Origin of the sequence: Streptomyces griseocarneus, from assembly GCF_014655595.1 — a bacterium.
Taxonomy (GTDB): Bacteria; Actinomycetota; Actinomycetes; order Streptomycetales; family Streptomycetaceae; genus Streptomyces; species Streptomyces griseocarneus.
Genome location: NZ_BNBL01000002.1, coordinates 363,541 through 378,945, shown reverse-complemented (window position 1 = coordinate 378,945; position 15,405 = coordinate 363,541). Strand labels below are relative to the sequence as shown.

Genomic DNA, 15,405 nt, shown 5'->3' with positions numbered 1-15,405 from the left:
GAAGCGGCCGCTCTCCCTCCTGAGTCGGATGCCGGGCCCGGTCGCGGCCGCCTAGCGTGTCGATCATGTTGAGCACGACGTCACGGCGGTCCTTCACGGTCGCCGCACTCCTGGCGGCCCTCGCCGCTCCGCAGATACCGGCGGCCGCGGCGGCGTCGCGCCCCGCCCCCACCCCCGCCCCGGCCGAACTGCCGGCGCCGGCCAAGGGCGCGCCGGTCGGCACCCGGACCCTGCACCTGGTCGACACCTCGCGGCCCGACCCGTGGAAGCCGGCCGCGGGCCACCGCGAGCTGATGGTCTCCCTGTGGTACCCGGCGGCGGTGCGGCACGGGCAGCGGGCGCCCTACGTCTCGAAGGAGCTGTCGAAGAAGATCCTCGGCACCGAGGCCCTGGCCGGCGTCCGGACGCACGGCCTCGTCAACGCGCTCCCCGCGCCGGGCCCCCGGCCGCTGGTCGTCCTCTCCCCCGGCTTCGGGATGAGCCGCGCCACGCTGACCACGCTGGGCGAGGACCTGGCCGCCCGCGGCTACACCGTGGCCGCGGTCGACCACACCTACGAGGCGCCGGTGGAGTTCCCCGGCGGACGCGTCGAGGACTGTCTGATCTGCGACAGGCAGGGTGCCCCCGTCGTGCCCAACCGGGCCAAGGACATCCGCTTCGTGCTCGACCGGCTGACGGCCCCCGGCAGCGGCCTGCACGTCGACCGCCGGCGCATCGGCGTGGCCGGGCATTCGATCGGCGGGGCGAGCGCGGTCGAGTTCATGCGCCAGGACCGGCGCGTGCGGGCGGCGGTCAACATGGACGGCAACTTCTTCACCGAGCCGCCCGCCGAAGGCCTCGACCGCCCGGTGCTGCTGCTCGGCGCCCAGCGGGAGAGGACGGCCGAGAGCAGGGCCGACTGGGAGCGCACGTGGAACCGGCTCGGCGGCTGGAAGCGCTGGCTCGACGTCCCCGACGGCGGGCACATGACCTTCACCGACGTGCCGTGGATCGCCGACCGGTTCGGCCTCGGGGACCGCATCCCGCCGGAGGCCGTGCCCTTCGCCTTCGGCACCCTCGCCTCCGACCGGGCCACCGCCCTGACCCGGGCCTATGTGAGCGCGTTCTTCGACCGGCACCTGCGGGGCGCGCGCGGCCCGCTGCTCGACGGGCCGTCCGCGGCGTACCCGGAGGTGACCTTCCTCAAGTAGGAGGACGCGCGGCGGGACGTCCCTCCAGGGACGCCGCGCTCCTCGCACAGCGGTGTCACCGGGACACACGGGGGTTCCGGCGGCACAACGCCGGAGGCGTCCCCCACGGCCACTGCCGTGGGGGACGCCTCCGTCTACGACCGGTTCCGGTCAGCCGATATGGGGGTTACGACTGCTCGGCACCGGCCCGCTCGAGCTCGCCCTCGCGCTGGATCCGGGCGACGCGACCGCGCACCATGAACCAGCCGCCGACCAGCGCCGCCACGATGATCGGCAGGCACAGCACGGTGGTGCGGCTGGCACCGGGCTCGGATGCCATCAGGCCCAGCACACCGGCCAGGAAGACCAGCGTGACGATCTGGGTGTACGGCGCCCAGGGCAGCTTGTAGCCGGGGCGGGTGACCCGGCCGTCCTGGGAGCGGCGGTAGAAGAGCAGGGAGCAGACCATGATCATGCCCCAGGTGCCGATGATGCCGATCGCGGCGAAGTTCAGCACGATCTCGAAGGCGTCCGCCGGGACGACGAAGTTCAGGCCGACGCCCAGCACGCAGAAGAACGCGGTGAGCAGGATGCCGCCGTAGGGCACCTGGCCCTTGTTCATCAGACCGGTGAACTTCGGCGCGGAGCCCGACATGGCCATCGAGCGCAGGATGCGGCCGGTGGAGTACAGGCCCGAGTTCAGGCTGGAGAGCGCCGCGGTGAGGACGACGAGGTTCATCACGCCGGCCGCGTACGGCACGCCGATCTTCGACAGGACGGTGACGAACGGGCTCTCACCGGCGACGTACTCGGTGAACGGCAGCAGCACCGCGAGCAGGATGACCGAGCCCACGTAGAAGAGGCCGACACGCCACATGATCGAGTTGATCGCCTTCGGCATGATCTTCTCGGGGTTCTTGGTCTCACCCGCGGCCACGCCGCACAGCTCGACGGAGGCGTAGGCGAAGACGACACCCTGGATGACGAGCAGCATCGGCATCACACCGGTCGGGAAGATACCGCCGTGGTCGACGATGTTCGCCAGACCCGGGGTCGTGTCGCCGACCTTGTGCTGGCTGGCCAGCAGGAAGATGCCGACGACCATGAAGAGCGTGATCGCGGCGACCTTGATGATCGCGAACCAGAACTCCATCTCGCCGAAGTACTTCACCGAGATCAGGTTCACGGTGAGGACGACCGCGAGGGCGATCAGGGCGAGCACCCACTGCGGGATGTCGCTGAACATGCCCCAGTAGTGGGTGTAGGTGGCGACGGCCGTGATGTCGGCGATGCCCGTCGTGGCCCAGTTCAGGAAGTAGAGCCAGCCGGCGGTGAAGGCACCCTTCTCGCCCATGAACTCACGGGCGTACGAGACGAACGCACCGGAGGAGGGACGGTAGAGCACCAGCTCGCCGAGCGCCCGCACCACGAAGAAGGCGAAGAGCCCGCACACCGCGTAGGCGATGAAGAGGGAAGGGCCCGCGCTCGCGAGGCGGCCACCGGCGCCGAGGAAGAGGCCGGTGCCGATGGCCCCGCCGATCGCGATCATGTTGACGTGGCGGGACTTGAGGTCCTTGCTGTAGCCCGCGTCACCGGCGTCGACGTGTGGGGACGTCGTCGCCGGCGCGGCAACGCCGGGCTGGGGGTCGGCCGCAGTGAGGGTGCGGTCACTCATATATGTCTTCGCCTTCACTGGAGGGGGGAACAGCATGCTCGGAATCCGGCTGGCGACGCCGGGGCCCGAGGTTGTTCGGAAGGTGTGGACCGGTGTTCAACGGTTATCGGACACGGTGGCTCGATCCAGTCCATGAGGTGAATGGTGTGAGGCGCGCCTGTACGCCGTCAAGAGTTTACGGAGAGTTGATTTTATGAATTGCATACGCTAGCCACGCCGGAACCCCCGGAACGAACGGCCGGGGGAATGCTGTGTAACGAAAAGACAACCGACCCCGGCGTGTGGCGGCCATAACAGCGGAGATCGCCGTCCGTAGCGCCCCCATAACCCTGAGGGGTGAATGCCGGGGGCACCTATTTTTGGAATAAAAAATCCGCGGGAGAGCCGATGGCCCTCCCGCGGACGATGGAAGCCGGTTACTTCAGCGCGCTGCGCTTCTGCCACTGCTCCCAGTTCTCCTGCCAGACCTCGAGACCGTTGCCGACATCGGTCACCTTGGTGCTGGTGGTGTTCTTGACCTCGACGGTGGAGCCGATGGACAGGAAGTCGTAGGCCCTCTTGGCGTCGGCGGTGGTCATGCCGAAGCAGCCGTGGCTGTTGTTCTCCACGCCGATCGAGTTGTTCCACGGCGCGGAGTGCAGGAACGTGCCGGAGGCGGTGAGGTGGGTGACCCACTTGGAGTCGAGCATCCACTCGTTGCCGTGGCCGATGGTCGCCGAGTCCATCGTCTCGGCGGCGTTCTTGCTGCGGACGGTGTGGATGCCGCCCCGGGTGGGGTCGACGGGCGAGCCCGCGGATCCCTTGATGGTGCCGACCGGCTTGCCGTCCTCGTACATGGTCAGGGTGTGCGAGGGAACGTCGATGACGGCCTTGTGGTCGGCGCCTATGGTGAAGCCGAAGTCGTAGTTCCGCGCGAACCAGCCGCCCTCGCCGGAGTCGACGCCCGTCAGGTTGCCCTTCACGGCGACCTTGGTGCCCGACGGCCAGTACGTCTTGGGCCGCCAGTCGATGCGGTCCTGTCCCGACCAGTCCTTCACCCAGCCCCAGGCGCCCTCCACCTTCGGCTGCGTGGTGACCGTCAGGGACTTCTCGATCTCGGCGCGCCTGTCCTTGTCGACGGGGTGGTCGAAGAGGATGGACACCGGCATGCCCGTACCGACGGTCTGCCCGTTGCCCGGGGTGTTGGTGAGCTTGTTGACGCTCGGGGCCGGCCGGGTGGTGAAGGTGGTCGTGGCGGAGGACTCCTTGCCCTTGCCGTCCTTGCCGCCCTTCGCGGTGGTGCGCACGGTGTAGGTGGTCTTGGGGCCGACCTTGCTCTCCGAGGTCCAGGAGGCGCCGTCGCCGGCCATCCGCCCCTCGACCTTCTGCCCCTTGTCGTCCTTGACCTCCACCCCCGTCAGGCGCCCGCCCTCGGCCTTCACCGATATCGGCGTGCCGAGAGCGACCTCCTTGCCTTCGCCCGGGGTGACGCTGACGCGGGCCTCGGCCGCCGAGCCGGAGCCCGAACCGCCGGAGCCCGACGAACAGGCGGAGAGGACCAGGGAGCCCATGAGCGCCGATGCCAACATGACGGAGCGACGACCCGTTCCGACGTGCACGTGAGTCGACCTTTCTCTACAGCGACGAAAGTGACGCGGCGGGCCTGCCTTTGCCGTCTCCTCCACGGGCGACGGCACCCCCCACCACACTCCTAGAGATGATCGACACGCTTGTACGGTTGCACGAAGAAAGAAACATTTGTTCAATGCGACCGGCCGGTGCGCCGCGCTACGTTCCGTACTCCGGCGGTCGCCTCCGCGTAATGTCGTCCGCATGGGAGATGACGCGCTGCGCGATGACGTCCTCGAGGAGCTGGGCGAGGACCGGATCCAGGAACTCGCCGGAGAGCTCGGCACCGACCCCGACGGGGCGAGACGGGTCGTGGCGGCCACCGTCTCCGCCCTCCCCGCCGACTTCGGCGACCGGTCCGGCGGCGGGCTGATGTCCGGGGTGCTGGCGCGGATCTCCACTCCGGTCGCCGAGTCCGTCGCCCGGCAGACCGGGATCCCCGTAGCGACCGTCGGCCGGGCCCTCGAGCTGCTGCTGCCCGTGATCGTGACGACCCTCGCCAAGCGCCGGAAGGGCTGATCCCGGCACCGGACGGCGAAGAACGGACCCCCGTGACCGGCCGCCCGAAGAGCAGCGGATCATGGGGGTATGAACAAGGAAATCGCAGGTCGCAAGGTATGGACAGGGGCGGCGATCGCCGCCTCGACGGCGGCACTGCTCGTCGAGATGTGCCTGGCGATCGCCGTCCTGGTCGTATGGGGCATGACCCACCCCGACCCCGACGAGGACCTCGACAGCCCCGCCATGGCCATCCTCGCCATGCCGGTCTGGCTGGGGTTCCTGACCGTGGCGTGCCTGATCCTCACCGTCGCCCTCGTCATGCCCTCCGCCACCCTCGCCCACCGGGCGGGCAGCCGGTGGGGCGGCGACGACTGGTGGTGGACGCCGGCCGCGGCCGCCGTGACGTCGACCGTGGTGGTGGGCGGGACGGGGCTGGCGGCGGGGCTGGGCGGGCACGTCGGCGCGCCCTCGGTCTACGCCTGGTGGTGGCTGGCGATCGCGGTGGCCATCGTGCCGGCGGGGTCGATGGCCCGGCTCTCCGCACGACGCGCCGCACGGGGGCAGGAGGCGGGGCTCGTCCGCCTCCTGCTCCTCAACGGCTGTGGTGGCGTGGCGGCGTTCCTCATCGTCGCCGCGATCGCCGGGATCCTGTGGGAGAGCGTCACCGGCTGAGGGGTGCGGGTCGTACGGAGGGTCAGTGGACGTTGCGCACGGGCCCCTTCCTCGAACTGGCGGAATCTCGAGGTGACCCCTGGGGGCCGTACGGTCGTTCGGTGCCGCCACGGAGCCCCCGATGATCGCGGGCGCACCCGCATCGGCGACAATTTCCCCGGGCCGGCCGACGGCCGGCCCGTGCGGCCCGGAACTCCCGATCGTTGACCAAGTGGTGGGCCCGCGCCGCGGACGGGGGTGGGCCGCAGCACAGACTGAGGAGTAACACGTGGGGAATCCAGCACAGACCGACGATCCCGTCGATGCGGGCGGCAGCCCGCCGGACGACGGGGATCCGACGGGCGGCACACGAGGCGGACGGCAGGCGGGGAACCAGCGCTCCTTCTGGAAGGAGTTCCCCTTCCTCATCGTCATCGCCCTGGTGCTGGCGCTGCTCATCAAGACCTTTCTCGTGCAGGCGTTCTCCATCCCGTCGAACTCGATGCAGAACACGCTGCAGATAGGCGACCGCGTCCTGGTCGACAAGCTGACGCCGTGGTTCGGCTCCGAGCCCGAGCGCGGCGAGGTCGTCGTCTTCCGCGACCCGGACAACTGGCTGGAGGGCGAGCCGACGGCCGAGCCGAACGCCCTGCAGAAGGCCCTCAGCTTCGTCGGGCTCATGCCGTCCGCCGACGAGAAGGACCTGATCAAGCGGGTCGTCGGGGTCGCCGGTGACACGGTGGAGTGCTCGGGCACGGGCCCGCTGAAGGTCAACGGCAAGGCGCTGAACGAGCCCTACGTCTTCGCCGGGAACACCCCCTGCAGCACTGACGACAAGGGCGGTCAGTTCAAGGTGACCGTGCCCAAGGGCAAGATCTGGGTGATGGGCGACCACCGGCAGGACTCGGCGGACTCCCGCTACCACCAGGAGGGCCCGGGCCAGGGCTTCGTGCCCGTCAACCACGTCATCGGCCGTGCCGTGGTGATCGCCTGGCCGCTGAACCGGTGGGACACGCTGCCCGTTCCGGACACCTTCGACCAGCGGGGCCTGAGCGCCGCGGCGGGCGTGGCCCCGGGGGCGCTGGCGCTCACCGCGGCCGTGCCCGTGGTGCTCTGGCGCCGGCGCCGCCGGTAGGTTCCCCCGTCGTCCCGGTCGCGCCGACGGCGCGACCNNNNCCCCCCCGGGACGGGGAAGCCCGGTGACGTACGGTCAGGCCGCGGCGGACCGGCCGGGCGACCGCACCGGTGCGGCGACGTCATGACCGGCGGGCGGGGGCGCCAGGCGCAGGGCCGCCCGGGCCTCGGTGGCGTAGGTGTCGACGTACTCCTGCCGCGAGAGCTTGAGGATCGCGTACATGATCTCGTCGGTGACCGCGCGCAGCACCGCGCGCTGGTCCTCCATCCCCGCGTAGCGGGAGAAGTCGAGCGGCTCGCCGAAGCGGATGGTGATGGGCACCAGGCGCGGCAGCCGCCGCCCGGTCGGCTGCGCCTCGAAGGTGCCGATCATGGCGCAGGGGATGACCGGGGCCCCCGACTTGAGCGCCATGGCGGCGACGCCGACCTTGCCCTTGTACAGCCGTCCGTCGTGCGAGCGCGTCCCCTCGGGGTAGATGCCGAGCAACTCGCCCCGCTCCAGCACGCCCAGCGCCGTGTCGACCGCCGCCTGCGCCGCCTCCTTGCCCGAGCGGTCCACCGGGATGCCGCCGATGCCCCGGAAGAACGCCGCCGTGAGCCGGCCCTTGAGGCCCGTGCCGGTGAAGTACTCCATCTTGGCGAGGAAGGTGATCCGGCGCTTGACCATCACCGGCATCATGAAGTGGTCGGAGAACGACAGGTGGTTCCCCGCGATGATGGCGGCGCCGGACGCCGGAAGGTGCTCCATGCCCTCGACCTTCGGCCGGAAGACCCACCGCAACAGTGGTATCAGCACGATGTTCTTGAAGAGGTAATAGAACATTGTTCGAGAAGCCCCTTGTCCGAGCGACCTGACCCCCGCGCCGACGCACGCTAGCCGGAGGGCGGGATCATGGGGAGAGTGTCTATTCGGCCACTCTCCGCGACCGCGTGGCGGGCCACCAATTGGCCTTTCCGGCCAGCGACATGATCGCGGGCACGAGCAGGGCGCGCACCAGGGTGCAGTCGATGACGACGGCCACGGCCAGGCCGAAGCCGATGAACTGAAGCATGATCAGGTCGCAGGCCGCCAGCGAGGCCATGACCACGGCGAAGATCAGCGCGGCTGAGGTGAACAGCCGCCCGGTGCGCTGCAGGCCGACGGCGACGGCATGTCCGGTGGGCGTGCCCCGGCGGTGTTCCTCGAGGATGCGGGAGAGCAGGAAGACCTCGTAGTCCATGGACAGGCCGAAGGCCGTACAGAACATCACCGCCGGAATGATCACGTCGGTGGTGGCCGGGCCGTTCATGTGGCCGAGCAGGGACTCCAGTCGGCCCTGCTGGAAGACGGCGACGATGATGCCGAACGTCGCGGCCAGGCTCAGGCCGTTGAGCAGCACCGCCTTGACGGGGACGAGCAGGCTGCGCGTGTAGAGGAACAGCAGGACGAGCGTGGCGGCCACGGTGAGCAGCATGGCCAGCGGCAGCGGGCCGGTGAGGGCCTGCTCGGTGTCGGTCAGCCGGGCCCCGGGGCCGCCCACCAGCGCCCGGGCGGGGGCGGGTTCCTCGCGCAGCCGCTCGGTCAGCAGACGGCCGTCGGGGGAGAGCGGGGTGTCGGTGGTGGGGGTGACGTCGAGCCAGGTGCCGGCCGGCCCGCTGAAGCCGGCGGCCCAGGGGCCGGCGGCGGCGGTGCGCCGGCCGTCGCGGTAGACGCCGGTGGCGGTCCTCACCTGGCGCACGCCGGGCAGGCCGGACAGCCGGGCGGCGTAGGCGTGCACCCGGGTCGTGGCGGCGGCGCCCGCGCGTGCGGCCGGGGTGGGTGGGGTGGCGGCCGCATCGTCGCCGGTGGGGGCGGTGGGGGCGGTGTCCCCGGACGCGGTGCCGCCCGGCGCGGTGTCCCCCGTGGCGCTGTTCGCGGGAGCGCCGCCCGCGGGCGGGACCTGGAGGTTCGGGAGGACGACGGTGGCCGCGGTGCCGCTTCCGCCGGCGAAGTCCTGGCGCAGCCGCTGGGAGGCCTGGGCCACGGGTGAGGAGGACGGCAGGACGCGGTCGTCGTACATGCCGAACCGCGCGCCGGCGCCGGGGGCGGCCAGCAGTCCGAGCAGCAGCAGGGTGCCGAGGGTGACGATGACCGGCCGCCGGGTCACCCACATGGCCAGCCGGTACCAGCGCCCTTCGGCGACCGGCCGTCCGGGACCGGTGCGCCAGCGGGCGAAGACGTCCCAGGCGTTGACCTTCTCCCCCAGCAGCACCAGCAGTGCGGGCAGCACCAGCAGCGCCCCCGCCGCCGAGCACAGGGCGACGGCCGCGCCGCCGACGGCGAGGGAACGGGTCAGGGTCAGCGGGAAGACCATCAGGGTGCCCAGGACCGCCGCGATGGTGGTCGCGGAGAAGAGCACGGCCCGCCCCGCGGTGCGCACGGCGCGCTCGACGGCCCTGAACGGTGAGGCGCCCTCGGCGAGCTCCTCGCGGCAGCGGCTGATGAGCAGCAGGCAGTAGTCGACGGCCAGCCCGAACCCGAGGGCGGTGGCGATGTTCAGGACGAACACCGAGACCGTCATCACCTCGCTCAGCGCGCGCAGCAGCGCGGTGGTGGTGAGGACGGCGAACGCGCCGACGGCCACGGGCAGGAGGGCGGCCACCAGGCTGCCGAAGACCCACAGCAGGATCAGCAGGACCACCGGCGCGACGATGACCTCGGCGATCAGCGCGCCCTTGGTGCTCAGGCGTTCCATCTCGGAGAACAGCGCGGCCTCGCCGGCGACGGAGACCCGCAGCGGTCCGGCGTGGCCGGTCTCGCTCTCGGCGACGGCCCGCCCGGCGGCCAGGACGGCCCGTTCGTCGCCCTTGAAGCGCACGGCGACGACGGCGGTGTGCCCGTCACGGCCGCGCAGTTCGGGCGTTCCCCGCGGCCAGTAGCCGTGCACCCAGGCGATGCGGGGGTCGGCGGCGAGGCGCTCGGTCAGCGCGCGGCCCGCGCGTGCGGCCCCGGGCGAGTCGACCGGCTCCTTGGAGGCGGCGAGCAGCATCAGGTGGGGCTGGCCCGCGCCGAAGCGGGCGGCCAGGAAGGCGTCGGCCCGGGTGGACTGCGCGGTGGCCGGCGTCCAGCCGCCGGGGGCGAGCCGTTTTCCCACGCCGTGGCCGGCCACGGCGGCCGCGAGGGCCACCAGGCCCAGCAGGACGAGCAGGACGGCGGCTCGCCGTCGGGTTCCGTAGGCCGTACGCGTCCAGGGCGGGCGGCGGGGCTGGTGGAGGAGCATCACACATCGCGCCCTTCGCCGCGTCACATGGCGGGTTATCTCGTCCTATTAAAAGGCGTACCGATGGAAATCCAAGCAGGAAACGTGGAGCGAATGAGTGAGCGTTCGAAACCTCGGCGGGAGAACGGAGTTACTCCGGTGGACTTCCCTCGACCGGGCAGCTCTTATTGATCCGAAGGACACAGACGTGCTCAAGAAAGTTCTCGCCACGGCCGTGCTCTCGGCCTCGGCCGTCGGTTTCGCCGCCTGCCCCGCCGTGGCGAGCGTCAACGACAGCAGGAACACCGCCAATGGCAACGACTCGGTGACCGAACACGGAAAGACCGTCACCGGCGGCCATGAGAGCCCGCAGATGACCGCCGTGCAGGGCTCGCTCGACAAGCTGTGCCTCGGCTTGGGGAAGCTGAATCTGCAGGCCATCCTCCTGGGCGGTGTCAACCTCCAGGACATTCCGGTCCTCACGTCGCAGCAGCAACAGCAGTGCACCGATAACTCCACCATCAACGACGGCGACGACCCGCTCTCGCACCTCGTCGACGAGATCGCCGTGGTCTCGGGCAACGGCTCCGCCAACGGCTGAGCACCGGCGCTCCCGCCGCCCCCGCCCGGGGCGGCGGGAGCGCCCGGCGGCGTCTAGGACTCCGTGGTCAGCCGGGGCATCTCGCCCTTCGTCGTTCCCGTGTCGATCACGGCGAAGGCCGCGCCCTGCGGGTCGCTCAGCGCCGCGAACCGGCCGAAGGGGCTGTCCACCGGCCCGAAGTGCAGCTGTCCGCCGTGCTCGACCGCCTTGGCCACGGTCGCGTCGCAGTCCCCGACGGCGAAGAACACGTTGATGTAGGGCGGGACCTCGGGCGGGAAGTCGTCCGTCATCCGCATCCGGCCCAGGACGATCTCGTCCCCCACGCTGAAGACCTTGAAGTCGACCGCCTCGTCCTCCATCCGCTTCACCGTGTACGGGAAGACGGCGGGGAAGAAGGCGTCGGCCTTCCCCGGCTCGCGCGTGAAGACCTCGGCCCAGCAGTAGGCGCCCGGCGTGCCGCGCTTCTCGAAGCCCTCGTGGGTGCCCGCCTGCCACACGCCGAAGGCCACCCCGCCCGGGTCCTGTGCGAGCACCATGGAGCCGAAGTCGCCCACCTTCATCGGCTCCATCAGCACGGTGCCGCCGTTGGCCCGGATCTTCTCCGCCGTGGCGCCGGCGTCCGGTGAGGAGAAGTACAGGCACCAGGCGGACTGGCCCTCCTGCCCCGGCATCGGGGGGACGACGGCCGCGACGGCCTTGCCGTCCGAGTAGGCCTGGGTGTAATTGCCGTACTCCGACGCGCTCTCACCGAACGTCCACCCCAGCACGTCGCCGTAGAACTTCTTCGCGCTCTCGAGGTCGGCGAACATCGCGTCGGCCCAGCACGGCACGCCTTCCGGTGGTGCGGCCATGACGGCGGCCCCTTCCCGTTCGATGGATGATCCGGCTTTCACGCTAACCGGACGATCACCTTCCGAGGCGTACGCACGACCGAGGCGACGATTCCCCTTGACCCGTACGGGCGACATGGGGCTTGTGCGACCGAGGGTGAGGGCAGGCACTGATACGTCAAAACCGATGACCGGATAAGAGGTCCTTCATGCGCCGTACCGCCGTCATGACCCTCGGAACCGCCGCCGTACTCGGTTTGCTGGGCGGTCCGGCCGCCGCCACGGGCAAGGGCTGCCGCGCTCCCGGCATCCCGGCGGCCCGTGCGCCGCACGGCCGCTCGGGCCGGCCCCTCGCCCCCGGCGCGGAGACGAAGGACCGGCGTTCCGGCGACTAGGCCGCGCGTCAGCGGCCGCTGTCGTCGCGGATGAGGGTGCGCACCATCCGGCAGGTGACGTCGGAGGGCCGGTGCACCCCGATCTCGGTCGCCACCCTCCGTATCCTGCGGTTGCTCGCCGTCCTCGGGCGGTAGACGCCGGAGTGGAGCAGCGCGATGGCCAGGCGCATGGCCTTCAGCCGGCGGTTGTGCGATTCGTACCACTCGCGCGGACGCCCGGCGGGCAGCCGCTTCCTGGGCAGGGTCGCAAGGCTCGGCAGCTCGGTAAGGGACGTTGCGGCGACAGCCATCGGCATCCTCCTGACGTGGTCGTGCGCTCTTCCTCGACTCTTCGATTTTACTGCGGGGCACTGACAATCGGCCCAGGTCAGAAGGTTCTTGAAGCAGCGCGACGGACGGCGCGGCAGGCGGCGCGAGGGCTCGTCAGGCGCTGCTGTTGAGGAAGCCGATGCCGGTCGCGCCCCACCAGCCGGCCTGGGAGAGGAGCACGCTCGCGGCGCAGCGGGCGAGCAGCGGGCGCGAGGCGCGGTGGTCGAGGAGGCGCCGGTGGAGGGCCATGGCGTGGACGCCGTTGAGGGCGACCAGGAGGACCAGGGCGAGCTTGACCTGGGTCAGGGTGGAGCCGGTGTCCGGGTGGAGGAAGACGCCGCTGGCGGTCAGGCCCACCAGGCCGCCCCATATCGGCAGGTGCACGGCGCCGGCGGTGGACAGGACGTCGCCGAGGGTGCGCCGGCCCATGAGCCACAGCGCCCCGATCCAGTCGACGGTCAGCACCGCGCCGAAGCCGACGAGCAGGCAGGCGAGGTGGGCGAAGAGCGCCACCCGGTGGAGCAGGGGGTCGGCGTGCACGTGCGGCGCGGTCCATACGGCCGCCGCCCACACCGCGCAGGCGGCGCCGGCCGCGAGCAGGTGGACGACGCCACGGGGGATCAGGCGCTCGGGTCCGGCCGGCGCCGGGCCGGCGGGAGCGGGGGCGGGAGCGTGCGGGGCGAGAAGCGTCATGGTCTGGCCCCCGGGTCGCGCGCGAGGCGGGCAGCACGGAGGCTCTCCGGGGAGTTCACTGCTGAACATCCGGGTATGGGCGATATGGAACTCACGGCAACCTCCACGTTTTTAGGCGAGGCTTACCTAAGAGCGTGCGCGGCCCAATGTCAAACCCGGTCGCCGGTCAGCCGCAGCGGCCTGCGGGGGGCCGGCGGCTGGGCGGCCGCGACGACCTCGGGCACGTCGTCCTCCCGCTGGGCGGCGTACCGCCCCAGGCCGCGCAGGAGCGCCTTGGGCATCGTCGGCGGCAGCACGGCGTCCACGGCGGGCCACGCCTCGTCGAGCAGCCGCACGGCGTGGGCGCGGGCGGCGTCCACCGCGCCGCACTCGGTGAGCACGGCGGCCACGGCCGCCGCGACGGCCGGGGTGGCCCGGCCGCCGCGCACGGCGGCCCACACGGCGCGCCGGCGCTCGGGCGACAGCAGCGGCACGGCGTGCGCCAGCGGCACGGTGACCTTGCCGTTCAGCAGGTCCTCCGCCACGCGCTTGGCCTGGCGGCGGCGCCCCTGGTGCCTGATGGTGCCGATGCCGCGCAGGTCCGCGACGTCGTCGCTGATCTGGTAGGCGACCCCGACGGCCTCGAAGTACGCGCCGATGGCGGCGATCTGCTCCTCCCCCGCGCCCGTCAACAGGGCGCTGGCCTCGGCGAACATCCGCACCGGCAGGCCGGACTTCAGCCGGTGGGTGGAGTGCAGCCGCTCCAGCAGCGCCGAGGCGTCGCCGGTGGCCACGGCGGCGTCCATGGCCCGGTCGTGCCCGGCGATGTCGAGCGCCTGCCCGGCGTGGCCGGCCCGCAGGGCGCGCAGGAAGGCCCGGTGCACGCGCAGGCGCAGCACGGGGTCCTCGGGCAGGACGTCGTCCCCGACCCGGTCGAACACGAAGTAGGCCGCCGTGCCCGCGTTGATGGCGGTCGGCACGCCGAAGACCTCGTGGACGGTGGGGCCGCCGCGCCGCAGCGGGGAGTCGTCCTCCACGTCGTCGACGATCAGGGATCCGGCGTGCAGCAGCTCGGTGACGGCCATCAGGGGGCGGTAGCGGTCGGCGTGGCGGCAGAAGAGGGCCATGACGCAGGCCGACGCGAACGAGCGCCAGGTCTTTCCGCCCAGGTCGGCCAGGTGCCGTACGGGCAGGACGAGTTGGGCGTGCACCTCGGCGGCCGAGGCGTCGTCGAGCGGCGCGTGGCCCTCGAGGCCGGCCAGGCCGCGCAGCACGGTGGGGTCCGCGGCGTCGGGGTAGTAGCGGCGCACTTCCGCGCGGGTGAGGCGGCCGACGCGGCGCATGAAGTCCTCGAGGTCGACGATGGCGTTGGGCGGGACGAACTCCACGCGGGCGTGCCCGCGCACGGGCCGGCCGCCCATGGTGCCCTCGACCTCGCACCCGCCCTGCCAGAAGGCGCGCCCCACGGCCATCGACAGGACCTCCTGCTCGCGCGGCGAGGCGGTCAGGCGCACGTCCAGGCCGGCCTCGGGGATCCGCAGCCGGGTGCCGACGGGATAGGAGTTGAGGGTGAGTGAGGAGTCCCAGTGCCGGAACGTGCGCAGCTCGGCCGTCACGGGACGGGCGGGGCCGTCGGGGCCGGCCAGGGCGCAGACCGTGTGCTGTGCCGTCGTGGTGTGGGTGGTCATCGGCCGGTCCGGTCCGGCGGGGTCCGGCGGCGGTGCCTCCGCCGTCTCCTCGACGAGGCTGGTGCGCAGGACGGTGGCGTCCCAGCCGTTGTCGAGCCGCACCTGCGCCCAGAGCCGGGCGCCGGGCCCGCCGTCCGGGCCGGGCGCGCGGCCCGGCGCACCGCCGTGGGAACGCTCCAGCCACGCCTCGCCGGTGACGGGCGCGGGAGCGCGGCCGGGTGCGGTCAGGGTGCCGCGGGCGGCCATGCGGGGCAGGCAGGAGGAGTGGAAGCCGCCGGGGCCCTCGCCGGCGCTCAGCGGCACCGGGGCCCTGCGGGGCCGGACGGTCAGCGCGAAGGCCTCGTCCCGGCCGGTCACCGTGAGCCCGTACGAGCCGTCGGGGTTCCGCCGCAGGGTGGCGACGCCCCCGAAGTCCAGGTCCAGCCGGTGTGCGGCGATGCGTACGGGCGCCGGCAGCAGCCGGTCCGGGAGCAGGGGGCGGCCGTCGGCCAGGGCGTCCAGGACGGCCCGGCGGACGTGGGGGTCCCAGGACCCGCCGTCCTCGAACGCCGAACGGGCGCGGGCGAAGGCGGCGTCGTCCAGCCAGGACTCGAAGGTGTGGGAACCCGTGGTGTGGTCGGTGTGCGACCAGATCAGGGTGTGGGCGGACGGCGGGGCCGGCGTGCCGCCGGGATCCGGGCGGTGGCAGAGGAACAGGACGGACAGGCCGTGTTCGTTCCCTTCGGCCGTCCGTACGCGGGCGTTGACGCACCACCTCTCCACGGCGCTGTCCGGGTGGGGCGGATCCTGTGCGATGTGCTGGTTCACGGGTGTCCCAAGGAGGAGGTTCCTGCGGTACGGAACGCGTACCGTCACGTAACCGCACGAACGTCAACACGGTCACGCGCGATCACCCGATCGATGGGTCACCGTCCGATGATTGACGCCCCGTCGACCGGCCATCCAGGTGAGGAC

At 71.9% G+C, this 15,405-nt stretch carries 14 protein-coding genes; 6 read left to right on the top strand and 8 right to left on the bottom strand.

What is annotated here, in order from left to right:
* Positions 1–65 precede the first annotated feature (65 nt).
* A complete protein-coding gene (locus tag IE295_RS07565) occupies positions 66–1,190 on the top strand; it encodes an alpha/beta hydrolase family protein (protein ID WP_190062730.1) in 1,125 nt (374 codons plus the stop codon).
* Positions 1,191–1,356: 166 nt separating this feature from the next.
* On the opposite strand, the gene IE295_RS07560 is transcribed toward IE295_RS07565, so the two are convergent.
* On the bottom strand, positions 1,357–2,844 hold the full coding sequence (locus IE295_RS07560; protein WP_190062729.1) for an amino acid permease: 1,488 nt from the start codon (positions 2,842–2,844) through the stop codon (positions 1,357–1,359).
* Between the two features lie 416 nt (positions 2,845–3,260).
* Positions 3,261–4,394, bottom strand: coding sequence for a L,D-transpeptidase family protein (locus IE295_RS07555; RefSeq protein ID WP_224323162.1), 1,134 nt, complete (start codon positions 4,392–4,394; stop codon positions 3,261–3,263).
* 262 nt (positions 4,395–4,656) lie between these two features.
* On the opposite strand from IE295_RS07555, the gene IE295_RS07550 reads away from it, so the two are divergent.
* The 3 genes from IE295_RS07550 (at position 4,657) to lepB (ending at position 6,739) form a co-directional block, all read left to right on the top strand.
* Positions 4,657–4,971: a DUF937 domain-containing protein gene (locus tag IE295_RS07550; protein WP_190062727.1), complete on the top strand. Its 315-nt coding sequence runs from the start codon at positions 4,657–4,659 to the stop codon at positions 4,969–4,971.
* Positions 4,972–5,040: 69 nt separating this feature from the next.
* Positions 5,041–5,625 (top strand): hypothetical protein, encoded by a 585-nt coding sequence (locus IE295_RS07545; RefSeq protein ID WP_190062726.1) that lies wholly within the window; start codon positions 5,041–5,043, stop codon positions 5,623–5,625.
* A 268-nt stretch (positions 5,626–5,893) separates the two neighbouring features.
* Entirely contained in the window at positions 5,894–6,739 is an 846-nt protein-coding gene (gene lepB, locus IE295_RS07540; RefSeq protein ID WP_190062725.1) for a signal peptidase I, read from the top strand.
* Between the two features lie 75 nt (positions 6,740–6,814).
* On the opposite strand, the gene IE295_RS07535 is transcribed toward lepB, so the two are convergent.
* Both IE295_RS07535 and IE295_RS34100 read right to left on the bottom strand, forming a co-directional pair.
* Positions 6,815–7,561: a lysophospholipid acyltransferase family protein gene (locus IE295_RS07535; RefSeq protein ID WP_190062724.1), complete on the bottom strand. Its 747-nt coding sequence runs from the start codon at positions 7,559–7,561 to the stop codon at positions 6,815–6,817.
* Between the two features lie 82 nt (positions 7,562–7,643).
* Positions 7,644–9,977 (bottom strand): MMPL family transporter, encoded by a 2,334-nt coding sequence (locus IE295_RS34100; protein WP_190062723.1) that lies wholly within the window; start codon positions 9,975–9,977, stop codon positions 7,644–7,646.
* A 187-nt stretch (positions 9,978–10,164) separates the two neighbouring features.
* On the opposite strand from IE295_RS34100, the gene IE295_RS07525 reads away from it, so the two are divergent.
* Positions 10,165–10,557 carry a rodlin gene (locus IE295_RS07525; RefSeq protein ID WP_190062722.1) on the top strand — a complete coding sequence of 131 codons (393 nt, stop codon included), beginning with the start codon at positions 10,165–10,167 and terminating at the stop codon, positions 10,555–10,557.
* A 53-nt stretch (positions 10,558–10,610) separates the two neighbouring features.
* Here IE295_RS07525 and IE295_RS07520 read toward each other — a convergent pair whose 3' ends face one another.
* Positions 10,611–11,408, bottom strand: coding sequence for a VOC family protein (locus tag IE295_RS07520; RefSeq protein ID WP_190062721.1), 798 nt, complete (start codon positions 11,406–11,408; stop codon positions 10,611–10,613).
* A 188-nt stretch (positions 11,409–11,596) separates the two neighbouring features.
* Here IE295_RS07520 and IE295_RS07515 point away from each other — a divergent pair, with 188 nt between their 5' ends.
* Positions 11,597–11,782: a hypothetical protein gene (locus IE295_RS07515; protein ID WP_190062720.1), complete on the top strand. Its 186-nt coding sequence runs from the start codon at positions 11,597–11,599 to the stop codon at positions 11,780–11,782.
* 8 nt (positions 11,783–11,790) lie between these two features.
* On the opposite strand, the gene IE295_RS07510 is transcribed toward IE295_RS07515, so the two are convergent.
* The 3 genes from IE295_RS07510 to IE295_RS07500 all read right to left on the bottom strand — a co-directional run bounded on the left by IE295_RS07510 (position 11,791) and on the right by IE295_RS07500 (position 15,258).
* Positions 11,791–12,072: a hypothetical protein gene (locus IE295_RS07510; RefSeq protein WP_190062719.1), complete on the bottom strand. Its 282-nt coding sequence runs from the start codon at positions 12,070–12,072 to the stop codon at positions 11,791–11,793.
* Positions 12,073–12,205: 133 nt separating this feature from the next.
* Positions 12,206–12,784 (bottom strand): hypothetical protein, encoded by a 579-nt coding sequence (locus tag IE295_RS07505; protein WP_190062718.1) that lies wholly within the window; start codon positions 12,782–12,784, stop codon positions 12,206–12,208.
* Positions 12,785–12,933: 149 nt separating this feature from the next.
* Positions 12,934–15,258: a polyprenyl synthetase family protein gene (locus tag IE295_RS07500; RefSeq protein WP_190062717.1), complete on the bottom strand. Its 2,325-nt coding sequence runs from the start codon at positions 15,256–15,258 to the stop codon at positions 12,934–12,936.
* Positions 15,259–15,405 lie beyond the last annotated feature (147 nt).

What these genes read in the sequence shown, in the direction of transcription:
- IE295_RS07565 (WP_190062730.1), top strand. Translation starts at nt 66, where the DNA reads ATGTTGAGCACGACGTCACGGCGGTCCTTCACGGTCGCCGCACTCCTG.
- IE295_RS07560 (WP_190062729.1), bottom strand. Translation starts at nt 2,844, where the DNA reads ATGAGTGACCGCACCCTCACTGCGGCCGACCCCCAGCCCGGCGTTGCC.
- IE295_RS07555 (WP_224323162.1), bottom strand. Translation starts at nt 4,394, where the DNA reads ATGGGCTCCCTGGTCCTCTCCGCCTGTTCGTCGGGCTCCGGCGGTTCG.
- IE295_RS07550 (WP_190062727.1), top strand. Translation starts at nt 4,657, where the DNA reads ATGGGAGATGACGCGCTGCGCGATGACGTCCTCGAGGAGCTGGGCGAG.
- IE295_RS07545 (WP_190062726.1), top strand. Translation starts at nt 5,041, where the DNA reads ATGAACAAGGAAATCGCAGGTCGCAAGGTATGGACAGGGGCGGCGATC.
- IE295_RS07535 (WP_190062724.1), bottom strand. Translation starts at nt 7,561, where the DNA reads ATGTTCTATTACCTCTTCAAGAACATCGTGCTGATACCACTGTTGCGG.
- IE295_RS34100 (WP_190062723.1), bottom strand. Translation starts at nt 9,977, where the DNA reads ATGCTCCTCCACCAGCCCCGCCGCCCGCCCTGGACGCGTACGGCCTAC.
- IE295_RS07520 (WP_190062721.1), bottom strand. Translation starts at nt 11,408, where the DNA reads ATGGCCGCACCACCGGAAGGCGTGCCGTGCTGGGCCGACGCGATGTTC.
- IE295_RS07515 (WP_190062720.1), top strand. Translation starts at nt 11,597, where the DNA reads ATGCGCCGTACCGCCGTCATGACCCTCGGAACCGCCGCCGTACTCGGT.
- IE295_RS07510 (WP_190062719.1), bottom strand. Translation starts at nt 12,072, where the DNA reads ATGGCTGTCGCCGCAACGTCCCTTACCGAGCTGCCGAGCCTTGCGACC.
- IE295_RS07505 (WP_190062718.1), bottom strand. Translation starts at nt 12,784, where the DNA reads ATGACGCTTCTCGCCCCGCACGCTCCCGCCCCCGCTCCCGCCGGCCCG.